This window comes from Blastococcus saxobsidens (assembly GCF_010682065.1).
GTDB lineage: Bacteria > Actinomycetota > Actinomycetes > Mycobacteriales > Geodermatophilaceae > Blastococcus > Blastococcus saxobsidens_B.
The window spans coordinates 318,904-334,316 of sequence record NZ_JAAGWG010000002.1 but is presented as its reverse complement, the minus strand read 5'-3'; the positions used below and the strand labels follow the sequence as shown (position 1 = coordinate 334,316).

The 15,413-nt window shown below is 75.1% G+C and carries 15 protein-coding genes, 1 tRNA gene and 1 riboswitch; of the genes, 8 read left to right on the top strand and 8 right to left on the bottom strand.

The genetic code is table 11. From position 1 onward, the window contains the following. The first annotated feature begins 197 nt into the window (after window positions 1-197). From GCU60_RS02695 to GCU60_RS02680, 4 genes are read left to right on the top strand one after another with little or no spacing between them, the layout of a single operon-like run. Window positions 198-614: a putative T7SS-secreted protein gene (locus GCU60_RS02695; protein WP_430537407.1), complete on the top strand. Its 417-nt coding sequence runs from the start codon at window positions 198-200 to the stop codon at window positions 612-614. Further along, window positions 611-1,381, top strand: a complete 771-nt coding sequence (locus tag GCU60_RS02690) for an ESX secretion-associated protein EspG (protein WP_163202064.1) — start codon at window positions 611-613, stop codon at window positions 1,379-1,381. Before GCU60_RS02695 ends, GCU60_RS02690 begins: the two co-directional genes overlap by 4 nt. Continuing rightward, window positions 1,368-2,768 carry an alpha/beta hydrolase gene (locus GCU60_RS02685; protein ID WP_163202063.1) on the top strand — a complete coding sequence of 467 codons (1,401 nt, stop codon included), beginning with the start codon at window positions 1,368-1,370 and terminating at the stop codon, window positions 2,766-2,768. Before GCU60_RS02690 ends, GCU60_RS02685 begins: the two co-directional genes overlap by 14 nt. A gap of 44 nt (window positions 2,769-2,812) precedes the next feature. After that, window positions 2,813-3,229 carry a hypothetical protein gene (locus GCU60_RS02680; protein WP_163202062.1) on the top strand — a complete coding sequence of 139 codons (417 nt, stop codon included), beginning with the start codon at window positions 2,813-2,815 and terminating at the stop codon, window positions 3,227-3,229. Window positions 3,230-3,247: 18 nt separating this feature from the next. Here GCU60_RS02680 and GCU60_RS02675 read toward each other — a convergent pair whose 3' ends face one another. After that, entirely contained in the window at window positions 3,248-4,342 is a 1,095-nt protein-coding gene (locus tag GCU60_RS02675; RefSeq protein WP_163202061.1) for a DUF2332 family protein, read from the bottom strand. 47 nt (window positions 4,343-4,389) lie between these two features. Next, window positions 4,390-4,463 (bottom strand) — tRNA-Ile (locus tag GCU60_RS02670). Between the two features lie 159 nt (window positions 4,464-4,622). Further along, window positions 4,623-4,780: riboswitch (cyclic di-AMP (ydaO/yuaA leader) on the top strand. A 7-nt stretch (window positions 4,781-4,787) separates the two neighbouring features. Here GCU60_RS02670 and GCU60_RS02665 point away from each other — a divergent pair. Both GCU60_RS02665 and GCU60_RS02660 read left to right on the top strand, forming a co-directional pair. Further along, window positions 4,788-5,981, top strand: a complete 1,194-nt coding sequence (locus GCU60_RS02665) for a peptidoglycan DD-metalloendopeptidase family protein (protein ID WP_239520286.1) — start codon at window positions 4,788-4,790, stop codon at window positions 5,979-5,981. A gap of 34 nt (window positions 5,982-6,015) precedes the next feature. Continuing rightward, window positions 6,016-6,699 (top strand): VTT domain-containing protein, encoded by a 684-nt coding sequence (locus tag GCU60_RS02660; RefSeq protein ID WP_163202060.1) that lies wholly within the window; start codon window positions 6,016-6,018, stop codon window positions 6,697-6,699. 6 nt (window positions 6,700-6,705) lie between these two features. Here GCU60_RS02660 and GCU60_RS02655 read toward each other — a convergent pair whose 3' ends face one another. After that, window positions 6,706-7,581: a maleylpyruvate isomerase family mycothiol-dependent enzyme gene (locus GCU60_RS02655; RefSeq protein ID WP_239520284.1), complete on the bottom strand. Its 876-nt coding sequence runs from the start codon at window positions 7,579-7,581 to the stop codon at window positions 6,706-6,708. A gap of 224 nt (window positions 7,582-7,805) precedes the next feature. Here GCU60_RS02655 and GCU60_RS02650 point away from each other — a divergent pair, with 224 nt between their 5' ends. Next, window positions 7,806-8,894 (top strand): GGDEF domain-containing protein, encoded by a 1,089-nt coding sequence (locus GCU60_RS02650; protein WP_163202058.1) that lies wholly within the window; start codon window positions 7,806-7,808, stop codon window positions 8,892-8,894. 443 nt (window positions 8,895-9,337) lie between these two features. Next, window positions 9,338-9,838, top strand: a complete 501-nt coding sequence (locus GCU60_RS02645) for a DUF3145 family protein (protein ID WP_163202057.1) — start codon at window positions 9,338-9,340, stop codon at window positions 9,836-9,838. Between the two features lie 187 nt (window positions 9,839-10,025). Here the strand turns inward: GCU60_RS02645 and GCU60_RS02640 are convergent, their stop codons facing one another. From GCU60_RS02640 to GCU60_RS02620, 5 genes are all read right to left on the bottom strand, one after another. Continuing rightward, a complete protein-coding gene (locus tag GCU60_RS02640) occupies window positions 10,026-11,438 on the bottom strand; it encodes a carboxyl transferase domain-containing protein (protein ID WP_163202056.1) in 1,413 nt (470 codons plus the stop codon). A 43-nt stretch (window positions 11,439-11,481) separates the two neighbouring features. Continuing rightward, entirely contained in the window at window positions 11,482-12,723 is a 1,242-nt protein-coding gene (locus tag GCU60_RS02635; RefSeq protein ID WP_163202055.1) for a beta-ketoacyl-[acyl-carrier-protein] synthase family protein, read from the bottom strand. 144 nt (window positions 12,724-12,867) lie between these two features. Next, entirely contained in the window at window positions 12,868-13,110 is a 243-nt protein-coding gene (locus tag GCU60_RS02630) for an acyl carrier protein (protein WP_163202054.1), read from the bottom strand. A 118-nt stretch (window positions 13,111-13,228) separates the two neighbouring features. Beyond that, the gene (locus GCU60_RS02625) at window positions 13,229-14,197 is read right to left on the bottom strand and encodes a beta-ketoacyl-ACP synthase III (protein WP_163202053.1); all 969 of its coding nucleotides are present in this window, start codon (window positions 14,195-14,197) and stop codon (window positions 13,229-13,231) included. Next, window positions 14,194-15,396 carry an acyltransferase domain-containing protein gene (locus GCU60_RS02620; protein WP_163202052.1) on the bottom strand — a complete coding sequence of 401 codons (1,203 nt, stop codon included), beginning with the start codon at window positions 15,394-15,396 and terminating at the stop codon, window positions 14,194-14,196. The genes GCU60_RS02625 and GCU60_RS02620 overlap by 4 nt, the downstream gene beginning before the upstream one ends. Between the last annotated feature and the right edge of the window lie 17 nt (window positions 15,397-15,413).

The following is a 15,413-nucleotide window of genomic DNA, read 5'->3' as shown; positions in this document are numbered from 1 at the left end:
TCGCCGCCTCTCGTCGGGGTGTCCCGGCAGCCTCGCACGCAGGGTGCGACGACCTGCCGGGTGGCCGCCGGACCGTCGCCCGTCGCCGTCCACAGGCGCGGCCGACGTCCACACGGGTGATCGGGTTCCGGGCGGTGCCTGGCGCCGGGACCTAGGCTGACGATCCAGTTCAGCAACCGGGGAGGGCGGCCGTGGGCATGTACGGGGACCCCGACGCCCTGGACGCGCTGGCGGCCGAGCTCACCCAGCGCGCCCGCGAGGTGCGGGCGGCGGGGGAGGAGCACCGCCGCGAGGGCGACCGTGCGCACTGGGTCTCCGAGGCCGCGTCGGCCTACCGCCGGCAGCTCGCCCAGGACTGCGCCGCGGTCGACGCCGCGGCCGACGAGATGGAGCAGGCCGCCGACGAGCTCCGCCGGCACGCCGACGAGGTGCGCGACCGGCTGGCGGCGATCGCCCGGGCGGAGCAGGCGGTCCGCTCGTGGCTGGCCGACCAGGCGGCCCGTGGCGGCGAGCTGCTCGACGACGTCGGCGACGTTCTCGGGGCACTGCCGGAGGCCGGCGCGGACGCCTGGCGTTCGGTGTCGGGCCAGCTGAGCAGGCTGGGCCTGTGGTGAGCGCGGCGCCGCGGCGGCTGACCCTGACCGCGGGGGAGTGGGCGGTGCTGACCGACGGCCGGCTGGGCACGGCCCCGGGCGCGTTCGCACCGGTGGCGACCACCCCACAGGAGCGGGACGGCGCGGTCGCCTCGCTGGCCGGCCGGCGGGTGGTCACCGACGGCGGTGCGCCGGTGCCTGCGGTGGCCGCACAGCTGGAGGTGCTCCGCCGGCCGCTGCTCACCCTGCGGCTGGAGATCGGCGGCCGCGCCGGGGCCCGCCAGGGCTGGTTCGCCGTCGGGTCCGGGATGGTGGCCGGCGTGCTGACGCTGGCCGGCGGCCGGGTGGAGCTGTCGCTGGCTCCGGAGGTGCGGCTGGGCGCGGAGCTGGCGCGCGCCGTGCCCGGGGCCGCGGAGGTCACCGGGCCGTGGCCCGCCGACCAGGAGCCCGGCGACGGCGTTCCGCTCACCGGGCAGCTGCCGCTCGCGCTGCTGGAGGACCGGCCGGCGCCGGGCAGCACGCCGGAGGAACTGGCCCTGGCGCAGGAGCTGGAGCGTCGGACGGCGGGCTCGCTCAGCTGCCTGGTGCTCGGCCGCGCCGGTGCCGGCCTCGGGGCCGGGCAGGTGTCCTGGCTGGCCACCGATGCCGGCTGGCTCGGGCTGCGCCCGCGGCCGGACGGCTCGGCCCGCCGCCCGGTCGACCTGGTGCCGGTGGAACCGGCCGACCTCGGCACCTGGGTCGCCCCGACCGTCGCCGCACTGCTGGAGGGGACCGATGAGCAGCCCTGAGATCCAGGTGAGCGGCGGGGCCGGTGGCATCGAGGCGGAGCTGGCCGACCTCGTCACCCTCGCCCGGAGCAGCAGCGAGCTGGCGGAGAAGCTGGCCTCGACCAGCCTGGTCTGCCACGGGATGCTGGCCGACGGCGACCTGCTCGCCTCGGCCGTGCTGAACCCCGCCGGCGTGGCCCGGTTCGACGCGGCGCTGCTCGACGCCCTGGACGGGCCGCGCGGGCTCACGGTCCTGGCGGCCACCTTCGCCGCCCGGGCGCTGGCGCTGCAGGGTGCGGCCGCCGCCTACGAGGCCGCCGACGCCGCGCTCGCGGAGATGGCCGACACCATCGACTGGGCCCAGGGCTTCTTCTGGCCGGTCACGGTGGGCGGTCTGGTGCTGGAGGGCGCCGGCCGGTTGCTCACCGACCCCGTGGGCACGGCGGTCGACATCGCGGCCCTGATCGACGACCCGCAGCGCTGGCTCACCGAGCACCCCGGCGTGGTCGACGAGCTCATGGGTTCGCTGCCGGGCGTGGGCAGCCTGGTCAGTGTGCTCACCGGCGAGCTGACCGCGCCCTGGCTGGGCGGGGGCGACGTCCGCGCCGCGGCCCGCCGGCTCGGGCAGTTGTGGCCCGACGGCACGCCGGTGGTGACCAACCTGCCCGACGACGACAAGGCCGGTGCGGTGACGCCGCCGCAGTCGGTCTCCGACCTGATGGTCGCGCTCAACCGCCGGGCCACCCGGTCCAGCGGGGAGCAGGACCAGATCGATGTCCGGGTGCTCACCCACGCCGACGGCACCCGCGCCTACATCGTCGACATCCCCGGCACGGCCGACTGGAACCTGCCCGGCGGCTCGGTGAACCCGCAGACGCACGACCTGGGCACCAACGTGCGGGTGCTCGGCGGTGACGTGACCACCCGGCAGGAGGCGATCGCCGAGGCGCTGCGCCGGGCCGGTGCCAGCTCCAGCGACCCGGTCATGCTGGTCGGCCACAGCCAGGGCGGCATGGTCGCCGCGCAGGCGGCTCACGACGCCCGCACACCCGCCTTCGACTTCAACGTGCAGAGCGTGGTCACCGCCGGGTCGCCGATCGCCCGGGCCGACGTGCCGCCGTCGGTGCAGGTGCTGGCGCTGGAGAACGCGCACGACATCGTCCCGCACCTGGACTCCCGCGAGAACGACGACGACCCGAACGTCACCACGGTCGTCTTCGACCGCCAGCTCGGCAGCATCGGGGAGAACCACGGCATCGGTGACGCGTACCAGTACGGTGCGGAGGCCGTCGACCGCAGTGACGACCCGTCGATCGCCGCCTTCCGCGCCCACTCCGCGCCCTTCTTCGCCCGTCCCGGCGAGAAGGCCACCGTGGTCGCCCACGTCTACGAGATCGGCAGGAAGTGAACCCCGTGCCTCCCCTCCGCGGTCGCGTGCGGCCGGCAGTCCGCGTGCTCGTCCTCCCGCTCGGAGTCCTGCTGCTGGCCGGCTGCGCCTTCGCGGGCGGGAGTTCGGCGTCACCGAGCAGCAGCGCCCCGGAGGACCCGACCGCGCCGGCCCGCGAGGACATCGAGCGGCAGCTGACCGGCCGGGACGACGTCGCCGAGGCCGAGGTGCTCTACCGCGACGACGTCACCGTGCCCGGGTCGGTCGCCGTGGACGTGACGCTGGCGCCCGGTGGGGACCGCGAGGTGGTCGCCGAGGAGATCGTGCGGCTGGTGTGGACGAGCCCGATCGAGCCGGTGAACACCATCACCATCGAGATCGGTGATCCGCAGGACCCGCCCGGTCTGTCCCGGATCGTCAGCCTGTCCGACGACGCGCAGCGCGAGGCGATCGAGAGCCAGTACGGTCCCCGCCCGGAGTAGCCCGGCCGGCTCCGGTCGTCAGGCGTCCGCGAGCCACGCCAGCAGCCGGCCGCGTGACCAGCAGCGCCCGACGGCCTCCGCTCGCACACCTGATGCATCGGCCAGCGCCAGCCCGATGATGCTGTGCCCGGAGGCGGGCCGGTCGCCGAACGTCGGTATCGCCGGTGCGACGCCGACGCCCTCCAGGGACACCCACGCGACCACGCGCCCGGCCGCCGCTTCTTCCAGCCGGTGCAGGAAGCGCAGGCGGGCCTCGAGCGGCAGGCGCGACAGGGCCCAGGTCGTGGTGACGACGGGCAGCGCGTGCGCGGGCACCCGGGCGACGGCGTCGGGCAGCAGATCGACGACGTCCCCGCGCAGCAGCAGGGGAGGGGACGCCGCCGCGAGGGCCAGCTGCGCCTGGAGCGCGGCGATCCATTCCGGCTGGTCCGGCGGCACGCAGGCGAGCAGCCACCGGACGTCGTCCGGGTCGGTGACGTCGGCCGGATCGCGGCCGACGGCGATGCGCGCGGCGACCTCGGGCACCGCCAGGTCCGGCACGGGGTGGTCGCCCACGACCGACGACGACAGCTGCACGGGCGACGAGGTGTCGCCCAGCGTGCGTCCGTCGCTGTAGGCGATGCCCACGTGGTCGAGGTGGGCGTTGAGGCCGGCGGTGCCGTCGACGTCGATCAGCCCGACGGCTGTGGCGCCGACCCGTCGCGCGGCCTCGGCGACCGCCGGGTACAGCACCGCGCAGCGGTCGGTGTCGAAGGTGCGCGGTCGCCGGCCGGCGACCGCCGCGAGGGCATCGGTCATCTGCACGACGGTGTCGAGCGCCGCGCGTGCGGCGGCGTCGCCGTCGCGGGCGGCGTAGGCCGCGGCCAGCGCGGGGGCGCGGCCGGCAAGGGCGAGGTCGTGCAGCGCGGCGAGGACCACTGGCGGGCGCCGCTGCCGTGCCGGTAGCGCCCCGAGGGCGTCCAGCGCCGCCTCGGACCCGCTCAGGGCGAGGGCGACGCGCTCGTGCAGCGGCGAGGTCCCGGCGGCGTCGACCTCGGCGAAGCGCAGGTAGACCGCGGCGAGCGACCGGTTCCTGCTCGCCGGTGCGGCGTCTCCCACGGCGGATCCGGGCACCCCGCGACCCTAGCCATCGGACCCGCGGGCAGCCGCTGGTCGGCCGGTGGGGCGGGTGGGGCTCGAACCCACGACCCAGGGATTATGAGTCCCATGCTCTGACCGGCTGAGCTACCGCCCCGGACCCAGCAGCCTGCCAGAGGCCTCCGCGCCACCTGCGTCGCGGCCCGGTTCCCGTGGGGCGGACCGAGATGGTTCGTTACCACCCTGTGACATCTACAGGTTTCGCTTGTACCGTCTCTCGCGGCCCACTCGATGCCGCCCCCGAACCCGGGGGCTCGGGCGGGCCCCGCCGAACTCCGTGGTCTCACCGCCACGGGGACCGGGGACCCATGTTCCTGGGGTGAATCCGGCCTGCGCCTCCACGGGCAGGCTGGTAGGGCAAGTTCCGGCCCGAACCCGTCAGCTGACCTGGTAGGCGGACCGAGGAACGGAGAAAGTCGCCTTGGCGACCCTGCGCCACCAGCACATCCCTGCCCGCGGCCTCCGACGGGCAGCGGTCGCCACCACGATCCTCGCGGCGTCCCTCCTCGCGGCGCCGACCGCCACGGCGGCTCCGGGTGACCCCCGGTCGGAGCACGACCGCGTGACCGCCCAGGTCGCCGAGATCGAGCAGCGGGTCCGCGAGGCCGAGGAGACCCTCCAGCGCATGACCGTGGAGGCCGAGGCGGCCAGCGGCGTCGCACTGGCCGCCGAGGCGGCGCTGGCCAGCGCCCAGGAGCGCGCAGAGCAGACGGCGGCCCAGCTCGCCGAGGTGCGCGCCGCCGTGGACCGCACCGAGGACGACGTCGCCGCCATCGGCCGCGAGGCCTACATGGGCGGCGACGAGGCCTCCAGCCAGATGCGGATGGTGCTGGACGCCCAGGGCCCGGGGGAGCTGCTGCAGCAGGCCGCGACCCTGGACCTGCTCGGCCAGGAGCGCTCCGCTGTCCTCGAGGAGCTCGAGCAGAGCGAGGTCCGCGAGGCCCGCCTGGACAGCGAGGCCCGCGCCGCCGTCGCCGAGCGCGACGCGGCCGCCCGGACGGCGCAGGAGGCGCAGGCCGCGGCCGCCGCCCAGCTGTCCGCCGCCCAGGCCGACTTCGACCGCCTCTCCGCGGAGAAGAGCGCCCTCGACGAGGAGCTGCGGGGCGCGGAGATCCGCCTGCTGAGCCTCCAGGGCAACGCCGACCCGGAGGCCGCCTGGTCCCAGGTCCAGGCCGCCGAGGAGGCCGTCGGCCGGCTGACCGCCACCGGTGGCGCCGTTCCGCCGACCATCGGCCGGGTCACCTCCTGCTACGGCAGCCGCTGGGGCGCCATGCACCTCGGCGTGGACATCGCCGCACCGATCGGCACCCCGGTCCACACGCCGGAGCCCGGCGTCGTCCTGCAGGCCGGTCCGGCCAGCGGGTTCGGCCTCGCCGTCGCCGTCCAGCACCCCGACGGCGCCATCACCGTGTACGGCCACGTGAACGCGTTCTTCGTCTCCCCGGGCCAGGTCGTGGCCGGCGGCGAGCGGATCGCCGAGGTCGGCAACCGCGGCCAGTCCACCGGCCCGCACCTGCACTTCGAGGTGCACCAGGGCGGTCTCTACGCCGACCGGAGCAACCCGGTGCCGTGGCTGGCCCGGCGCGGGATCAACCTCGGCGGCAGCTGCGGCTGATCTCCCGACCGCGCCGTAGCGGAAGATGGACGGCGTGCGGACGGGGCAGGGCATCTGGCTGCGGACCGGAGTGCTCGGTGCACTGATCGTCGCCGGGGGCATCGCCGCCCTCGTCCTCGACCTGCCCGACCCCGGACAGCTGCGTGCGTGGCTGGACGGTGGTGGCCCCACCGCCTGGGTGCTCCTCGTCGGCGGGCTGGCGCTGGTGCTGCTGGCCCCCGTGCCTCGATCGGTGCTGGCGGTGCTGTCCGGGCTGGTGCTCGGGTTCACCGCCGGGCTGATCGTGTCGGTCATCGGAGGGCTGCTGGCCGGGCTCGTGGCCTTCGGGCTGAGCCGGGCGCTCGGCCGCCCCACGGTGGAGCGCCTGGCCGGGCCACGGCTGCACCGCGTCGACCAGCTGTTCACCGAGCGCGGCTTTATCTCGGTCCTCGCGGTCCGGATGATCCCGGTGATGCCGCACGTGGTCGTGAGCTACGGCGCCGGCCTCAGCGGCATCCGCCTCGGCCCGTACTTCGCCGCCACCGCGGTGGGGCTGGTGCCGAGCACGGTGGTGCAGGTCGGCGTCGGGGCCTCGACCGGGTTCGTCGTCGAGCAACACCTGACCACGCTCACCGTCGTCCCGGCGCTGGTCATCGGACTCGCCCTCCTGGCGGCCGGCGTCTGGTGGTACCGGCGCAGGGCCCGCCGTGCGACGGCGGGGGAGCCAGGGCGGGTCTGAGCCGGCTCAGCCGCGACCGAAGAACCGGCCCAGCACGCTGCCGGCCCCGCCCATCGTCCGGGCGGCCAGCTGGAGGATCGGCCCCCCGGGGATGCCGGGCACCTTCTGCACGATCGGCGCCAGCTGCAGCAGGCCGCCGACGTCGTGCACCTTCAGCTTCCGGCGGGCGACGGCGGGCACCGGGTTGATCCGGCCGGACGCGGCGTCGAGCAGCAGCTCGGCCTCGCCCTCCACCGCCGGCCCGTCGACGACGCCGGGGGCGACCCGGCGCACCTGCCAACCGGTTCCGTCGGAGTTGAACCCCCAGCCGCCGTCGGGGGTCGTCAGCATGACCCGCCCGGTGATCCGGGTGTCGGCCGCCAGGGCGCCGGTGACGTCGGTCAGCGCCGCGAGCCCGGCCTGCAGCACGTCGGCCGGGGGCGGCTCCGCGCCGCAGGACACCAGGTCGAGCCAGTGGACCGCGAGCTCGTAGGCCTGCCCCAGGACGACGCTGAGCAGCGGGATCCGCCCGACGACGGAGACCGCGGGGGCGGTGTCCAGCTCAGCAGGCTCCTCGGCCAGGTAGCGGGCGGTCGCCTCCCGGTTGCGGCGCAGCGCCGCCAGCACCTCCTCGCGCGAGGCGCCCCGGTGGGCGGCCGTGATCCGGGCGTTGACCGCGTCGGGGTCGGGTGGGGTGCCGGGTCCGCCGGCCCGGGCCGAGGCGATCAGGTCGCGCAGCGCCTGATGGTCCTCCCACTGACCCAGGTGGACGCAGATCTCGTGGGCGCGCCAGCCGGGGAGCCGGGAGTCCCGGTCGAGGTCGACGGCCTCCGCCTGCCGGATGAAACCGTCCCAGGCGCCGAGCACCATCCCGGCGACCTCGTCGCGGCCTGCGTCGGCCATGCCCTGGTGTCGTCCCATCCCGCGCCCCTACCCGGGCGAGCCCCTGACCAGGCATGCGACCTCCGGCACACCGCACCGCACATCCGCGCCGGGTCAGGAACACGGCTTCCCCCCGATGGGGGAGGTGGGGCCTCAAGGAGGGGCCCCGCGCGGACGATCGACAAGGCGTGAGCCAGCTACCCGCAGGAGACCGCCGAGCGAGCGGTGCGACACCGTTCGACGGGATGCCCGTCGGGCGGGTCCGGCAGGCGCTCGCCACGGTGCGGGCCGGGCTGTTCCGGACGCTCGCCGACGACGACGACCGGGCCTCCTACTGGGTGCGTCACGTGCGCATCGGCGTCCTCATCACCGAGATCTCCGCGTTCGCCGTCGCCGGTTACGCCCTCCTGACCGACGGGCCCAGCCACCACAACGTGTGGCTGCTCGGCCTGGCCGCGGCCGTGGCCGTGGCGGCGCCGGCGATGTTCCTGCTGCCGTTGGCGGCGATGATGCGTGACTGGCGCGGCCCGGCGTTCTTCTATGCCTGGTCCATCGGCACCGCGGCGGTGGTCATCGTCGCCACCCGGCTGGACGGCGGTTCGGCCAGCCCGCTGGACGCGCTGCTGTTCCTGACCCTCACGTTCACCGCCGTCGCCTACTCCCCGCAGGGTGTGGTCGCGATGGGGACGGTGATGACCAGCGGCTACCTGCTGTTCGTGGAGCTCCCGGGCTTCACCGACACCGGGGCCTTCTTCCTCACCGTCATGGGCGTCTTCACGATCGTCTGCGCGATGGCCTCGGCCAACTCGTGGGCTTCCTACGACCGGCAGGTGCTGCTCATCCGGACCCAGGAGATGCTGGCGTCCACCGACCCGCTCACCGGCATCCCGAACCGGCGCCGCTTCCTCGAGCGGGTGTCCCGCGCCGTGGACGCCACGGCCTGGGGGCACCGGTCCGTCGTCGTGCTGGTCGACCTGGACGGCTTCAAGGCCGTCAACGACGCCGACGGGCACGCGGCCGGCGACGCGCTGCTGACCGCGGTCGGGGTCGCCCTGGGCGCCGCGGTGCGGGAGACCGACACCGTGGCCCGGCTCGGCGGCGACGAGTTCGGCGTGCTGGCCGACGTCACCGCGGGTTCCTCGGCCGAGTTGCTGGCCGAGCGGCTGCGCCAGGCGGTGGCCACCACCGGCGCCCGGTACGGCGTGACGGCGAGCGTGGGCGTGGCCGAGATCGACCCCGGCGAGGACGTCGAGGACCTGCTGCACCGGGCCGACGTGGCGATGTACCAGGCGAAGACCGGGGGCGGCGACCGCGTCCGGGTGCTGGACGCCTGACCCACTGCTCGACGGTTCGTGTCGCCAGCGGCACGCTGGGTGACGACGACGACCGTGGCAGTGCAGGTCAGCGCGGCCGGGCGCCCTCCGCGCAGCCACCACCGGTGACGCAGAGTGAGATGGGTCATGCCGGAGTGCGGTATCGCCGCCGTCGGCCCTGCTGAGCGCGAATGCGGCACGAGGACGGTCGCGTGCGACGTGGGCGGCGGGGTGGACGCCGGGCCGAGCGACGTGGTATCGGGGCCTGACCAGCGGCAAGACGCTCGTTGCGTGATCAACCTTCACTTTCGTCCCAGATGTCGCACTCGGGCTGGCGCGATGGGGGGACCATCGTGCATCCTTGGAGCAGCAACCTGGCTGGTGTCACTGCCGAACACAGCGCGTCACCGAATCGATGGGTCCGTAGGGGAAGACGAGACCGATCGAGTCGATGGAGGTGCCCCGTGCAGCGACGGTCAACCCAGGGTGTCGTCTTCGTGCACGCGTGCCCGAAGGCGCTCTGCCAGCACGTCGAGTGGGCGCTTGAGCGCGTGGTCGGCGCGCCGGTCTCCCTGTCGTGGGCTGAGCAGCCCGCGGCGCACGGTTCCTACCGTGCCGAAGTGGCCTGGACGGGTTCGCCCGGTACCGGCGCCAAGCTCGTCGCTGCGCTGCGCGCGTGGCCGATGCTGCGCTTCGAGGTCACCGAGGAAGCCAGCCACGGCAACGACGGCGAGCGCATGTCCTACGTGCCAGGCAAGGGCGTCTTCCGTGCGCCCACCAGCGCCAACGGCGACATCATGATCAGCGAGCAGCAGCTGCGGCACCTCGCGGCGACGACGTCGTCGATCGAGGCCTTCCGGCACGGCGTCGACGAGTTGCTCGGCGCGGCCTGGGACTCCGACCTCGAGGTCTACCGGCACGCCGGCGACGGCAGCCCGGCCACCTGGCTGCACCAGGTCGTCTGACCTTCATCACGATCCGAGCACGACACCCCGCGAACCTGCGGGGAGTCGTCGTAGCCTGGGACCAGGTCGTTCGGGCGCCGTCGGGGAAGCGGCGTCCGGACGACCTTTCTCGTGGTGACGTACTGGAGCGGCCCCCTGCGGGGGCCCGCCGCGAGCGTGCGAGCGGTGGGGGGCAGGGGGTCCTTCTTCAGAGCGGGATGTTGCCGTGCGCTCCGCGTCCGAGCGGCGCCTCGGCCAGCGCCTGGATCAGCCGCCGCCGCGTCTCGGCGGGCTGCACGACCTCGTCCACGACGCCGATCTGCAGCGCCCGGTTCACCCCGCCGGCGATCCGCTCGTGCTCCTCGGCCAGCTGGGCGTGCAGCGCCTCGCGCTCCCCGGGCGGGGCCGCGGCCAGCTTCTTGCGGTGCAGGATGCCCACGGCGGCCTTCGCGCCCATGACGGCGACCTCCGCGCCAGGCCAGGCGAAGACCTTCGTGGCCCCCAGCGAGCGGGCGTTCATGGCGATGTAGGCGCCGCCGTAGGACTTGCGGGTCACCAGCGTCACGCGGGGGACCACCGCCTCGGCGAACGCGTGCAGCAGCTTCGCGCCGCGACGCACGACGCCGTCCCACTCCTGGCCGACACCGGGCAGGTAGCCGGGCACGTCGACCAGCACGACCAGCGGGACGCCGAACGCGTCGCACATCCGGACGAACCGGGCCGCCTTCTCCGCCGACGCGGAGTCCAGGCAGCCGCCCAGCCGCAGCGGGTTGTTGGCGATGACGCCGACCGTGCGACCGGCGAGCCGGCCGAGCGTGGTGACGACGTTCGGTGCGAAGCGGGGGTGCAGCTCCAGGCCGGGCTCGTCGAGCACCGAGGACACCAGCGGCTTCACGTCGTAGGCGCGGTTGGTCTGCTCGGGCAGCAGCGCCCCGAGGTCGACGGCGGGCTCGTCGGCGGCCGGGGCGAAGGTGCCCTGCGCGGCGAGCAGGTCGACGGCGTGCCGCGCGGTCTCCAGCGCGGCGGCCTCGGAGTCGGTGACCACGTGCACGACGCCGCTGCGCCGGCCGTGGGTGTCCGGGCCACCCAGGCTCTCCATGTCCACGTTCTCGCCGGTGACCGAGCGGACCACCTCGGGTCCGGTGACGAACACCCGGCCGGCCGGGCCCATGATCACCAGGTCGGTGAGGGCCGGACCGTAGGCCGCGCCGCCGGCGGCGGGCCCGAGCACCACCGAGATCTGCGGGATCCGGCCCGAGGACCGCACCATGGCGGCGAACACCTCGCCGACCGCGTGCAGGGCGGTGACGCCCTCGGCCAGCCGGGCGCCCCCGGAGTGCCAGATGCCGACCACCGGCACCCGCTCGCGCAGGGCCGTGTCGATCGCGTCGACGATGTGCCGGCAGCCGTCGATCCCCATCGCGCCACCCATGACGGTGGCGTCGGTGCAGAACACCACCACCGGGCTGCCGGACACCGTGCCCCGGGCGGCCAGCACACCGGAGGTGTCCCGCCCGGCCAGGAGCTGCAGGGAGCCCGGGTCGAGGAATCGCTGCATGCGGTCCTCGGGGTCCCGCGGGTCCGGGGCGGTCAGGGTCGGTGCGGCCGGGGCGGTCGTCACGGCGTCTCCTCTGTGGCTGGCGGGACGGGGCGTCGGGCGGCGCTCAGGCGGTGGTGAACACGAGCGCGATGTTGTGGCCGCCGAAGCCGAAGGAGTCGTTGACGGCCGCGCGCAAGGTGGCGCGGCGGGGTTCGGACCGGACGATGTCCAGCGCCTGCACGTTGGCGTTGTCGTCGGGGTCGTCGAGGTTCGCCGTCGCGGGGACGATCTGCTCGCGCAGGGCGAGGATCGCGAAGACCGACTCCAGGGCGCCGGCGGCACCCAGCAGGTGGCCGGTCTGGCTCTTGGTGGCGCTCACCAGCACGTGCTCGCCGAGGGAGGAGCGGATCGCCGCGGCCTCGGCCGTGTCGCCGACCGGGGTGGAGGTGGCGTGGGCGTTGACGTGCCCGACGTCGGCGGGGGAGAGGTCGGCGTCGCGCAGGGCGGCGGTGATCGCCCGGCCGGCCCCCTCACCCTCGGGGTGCGGGGCGACCAGGTCGTAGCCGTCGGCGGTGGCGCCTGCTCCGGCGAGCCGCGCGTGCACCCGTGCGCCGCGGGCGGCGGCCGAGTCGGCGCGCTCCAGCACCAGCGCCGCAGCGCCCTCGCCGAGCACGAAGCCGTCGCGGCCCTTGTCGAACGGGCGGGAGGCGCGCTCGGGCTCGTCGTTGCGGGTGGACATGGCCCGCATCGCGGCGAAGCCGGCCATGGGCAGCGGGTGCACGCAGGCCTCCGCGCCGCCGACCAGGACGACGTCGGCGCGGTCGAAGCGCAGCAGGTCCAGACCCCAGCGGATCGCCTCGGCGCCGGAGGCGCAGGCGCTCACCGGGGCGTGCACGCCGCCCTTGGCGCCGATCGCCAGGCCGACCGCGGCCGCGGGGCCGTTGGGCATGAGCATCGGGATGGTGAAGGGCGAGACGCGCTTGGGGCCCTTGGCCTCCAGCACGTCGTCCTGCCCGAGGAGCGTGAGCGCCCCGCCAATGCCGGTGCCGAAGACGACGGCGATGCGCTCGGGGGCCACCCCGGCATCCGCGGCGCCGGACTCCGCCCAGGCCTGCTCGGCGGCGATCACCGCGACCTGCTGGCTGCGGTCCAGCCGGCGGGCACGCACCCGGTCGATGGCGTCGGCCGGATCGGTGGACAGGCGGGCGACGAGCTGGGCGGGGAACTCCTGCACCCACTCGTCGGTGATCCGGCTGACGCCCGAGCGGCCCGCGAGGAGGGCCTCCCAGGTGCTGGTCACGTCACCGCCGAGCGGCGTGGTGGCACCGAGGCCGGTGACGACGACGTCGGAGGTGGACGCGCTCATGGGTACTCCTCGTACGGGACGACGGCCGGGTCACGGCCGGATCGGTGGGCGGCCGGGTCCCGCCGGCGGTCGGCCGGCGGGACCCGAGCCCCCTGCAGGGCCCCTCCGCCTGCGCGTGCGAGGCGTGGGGGGCAGGGGGTGTTTCTACTGGTTCTTCTCGATGAAGCTGATCGCGTCGCCGACGGTCTTGATGTTGGCGAGCTGGTCGTCCGGGATGGCGACGCCGAACTTGTCCTCGACGGCCGTGGCGATCTCCACCATCGACAGCGAGTCGACGTCGAGGTCGTCGGTGAAGGACTTCTCCGGGGTGGCGTCGGCCGGGGTGACCCCGGCGACCTCCTCCAGGATCTCGGCCAGACCGGACTGGATCTCCTGGGTGCTGCTCACGCGGCGGGTCCTCTCTCTCGGATGGGGCGGGCGGTGCCCGCCGACGTCCGGGACACGGTGTCCCGGCGAACTGGGGTGGGGCTGTGCCCGGAGTGGTCGACTCCGGAGGTGGTGGCTCTCACGGGAGGACGACGACCTGGCCCGCGAAGGTCAGGCCCGCTCCGTAGCCGAGCAGCAGGGCGAGGTCGCCGCTCTTGGCCTCGCCGGTCTCGAGCAGGGCGGACAGCGCCAGCGGCACGGAGGCCGACGACGTGTTGCCGGAACGGACGATGTCGCGGGCGATCACGGTGCGCTCGGGCAGCTTCAGCCGCTTCGCCATGAGCTCGATGATCCGCAGGTTGGCCTGGTGCGGCGCGAAGACGTCGATGTCGTCGGGGCCGACGCCGGCACGGCGCATGGCCTCCTGGAGCGTGTCGGTGAGCTTGGTCGTGGCCCAGCGGTACACCGCCTGGCCGGCCATGCTCATGCCGGTCTCGTTCTCGGGGATGGCGATCGCCTCGTGCAGGTCGCCGTCGCTGCCCCACACCGCCGGGCCGATGGCCGGCTCGTCGGCCGGTCCCACGACCGCCGCTCCCGCGCCGTCGGCGAAGATCACCGCGGTGGCCCGGTCGTCCAGGTTCGTGTAGTCGGTGAGTCGCTCCCCACCGATGACGAGGACGTTGCGGGCCGTGCCGCTGCGGATCGCGTCGGACGCCGCGCTGAGCGCGTAGCACCAGCCGGCGCAGCCGGCGTTGACGTCGAAGGCGCCGGGGCGGGGCACCCCGATCTGGTGGGCGATCCGTGGTGCCAGACCGGGGATGGCCTTCGGCGGGCTGGTCGTGGCCAGGAGCACGAGGTCGATGTCGCCGGCGTCGAGGCCGCTGGCGGCCAGCGCCTTCCCGCCCGCGGCGACCGACATCTCCACGAGGGTCTCGTCGGGCTCGGCCCACCGGCGCTCGGCGATCCCGACCCGCGCCTGGATCCACTCGTCGTTGGTGTCCATCCGCTGCGCCAGGTCGTCGTTGGTCACCCGGTTGCGGGGCCGGTAGCTGCCGAACCCGAGGATGCGGGCGCCCGGCGATCCTCCGGGCAGCTGGATGGCGGTCATGCCGGCACCTCCGGGTAGAGACGGGCGATCGGGTCACCGGCGTCCACGAGGTCGCCGTCGTGCACCAGCCACTCGGCCAGCACGCCGTCGTAACCGGCGGACACGTTGACCTCCTCGCGGCGGCCGCGGATGCAGCCCAGGGGGGTGCCGGCGGGCAGGTGCGTGCCCTCGGCGATCTCCGCGGGGCTGACCGTGCCGCGGGCGGGGGCGACGACCATGCGCCAGTCGGGGAAGTGCTCGGCCTCGGTGCGGCCCCGCTCGGCGGCGATCAGCTCGCGGGCCCGGTCGAGATCGGCGGGGCTGCTGACCGCCAGGATCTCGATCCCGGCGCCCTTCCACTCCCGCTTCGCCAGGCCGGCGAGGGCACCGGCCGGGGGCAGCTCGAGCACGGCGGTGACGCCGAGCTGGCGCATCGTGGCCAGGCAGGAGTCGAAGCGCACCGGGCTGGTCACCTGGCTGACCAGCCGGGTCAGCGCCTGGGCCCCGGAGTCCACCGCAGCGCCTTCGGCGTTGGAGAGCAGCAGCCGGCTCGGGTCGGCCGGCCGCAGCCCGCCGACCAGGCCCTCGAGCTCCTCGCGGGCGGAGGCCATGTAGGAGGTGTGGAAGGCGCCGGCGACCGACAGCGGCATCACCCGGGCCTTGGCCGGGGGCTGCGCCCGAAGCGCCTCCAGACCGTCGACCGGACCGGCGGCGACGATCTGCCCGGCGCCGTTCAGATTGGCCGGCGACAGGCCGTGCTGCTCGATCGCGGCGAGCACCTCGGCCGGGTCGCCACCGAGGACGGCGGACATGCCGGTCGGCGTCTGCGCGCAGGCGGCGGCCATGGCGCGGCCGCGGACGGCGGTGAGGGCGATGGCCGCCTCGACCGAGAGCACCCCGGCCAGCGCGGCGGCGGTGAGCTCGCCGACGCTGTGCCCGGTGATGACGACGTCGCGGCCGGCGTGCGGGGAGTGCGCCACCGGGCCGGGCAGCCCGCCCAGCTCGCGGGCGACGAAGAGGCTCATCGCCACCACGAGGGGCTGGGTGACCGCGGTGTCCTTGATCGCCTCGGCGTCGCCGGTCGTGCCCAGCGAGAGCAGGTCGGCACCGGCGATCGCCCCGGCCCAGCGGAAGAACGGCTCCGCGCCAGGGAGGTCGAGCCAGTCGGTCAGCATCCCGGGCTTCTGAGCACCCTGACCCGGGGCGAGGACGGCGAGCACCTCCTCACCGTGCCAGT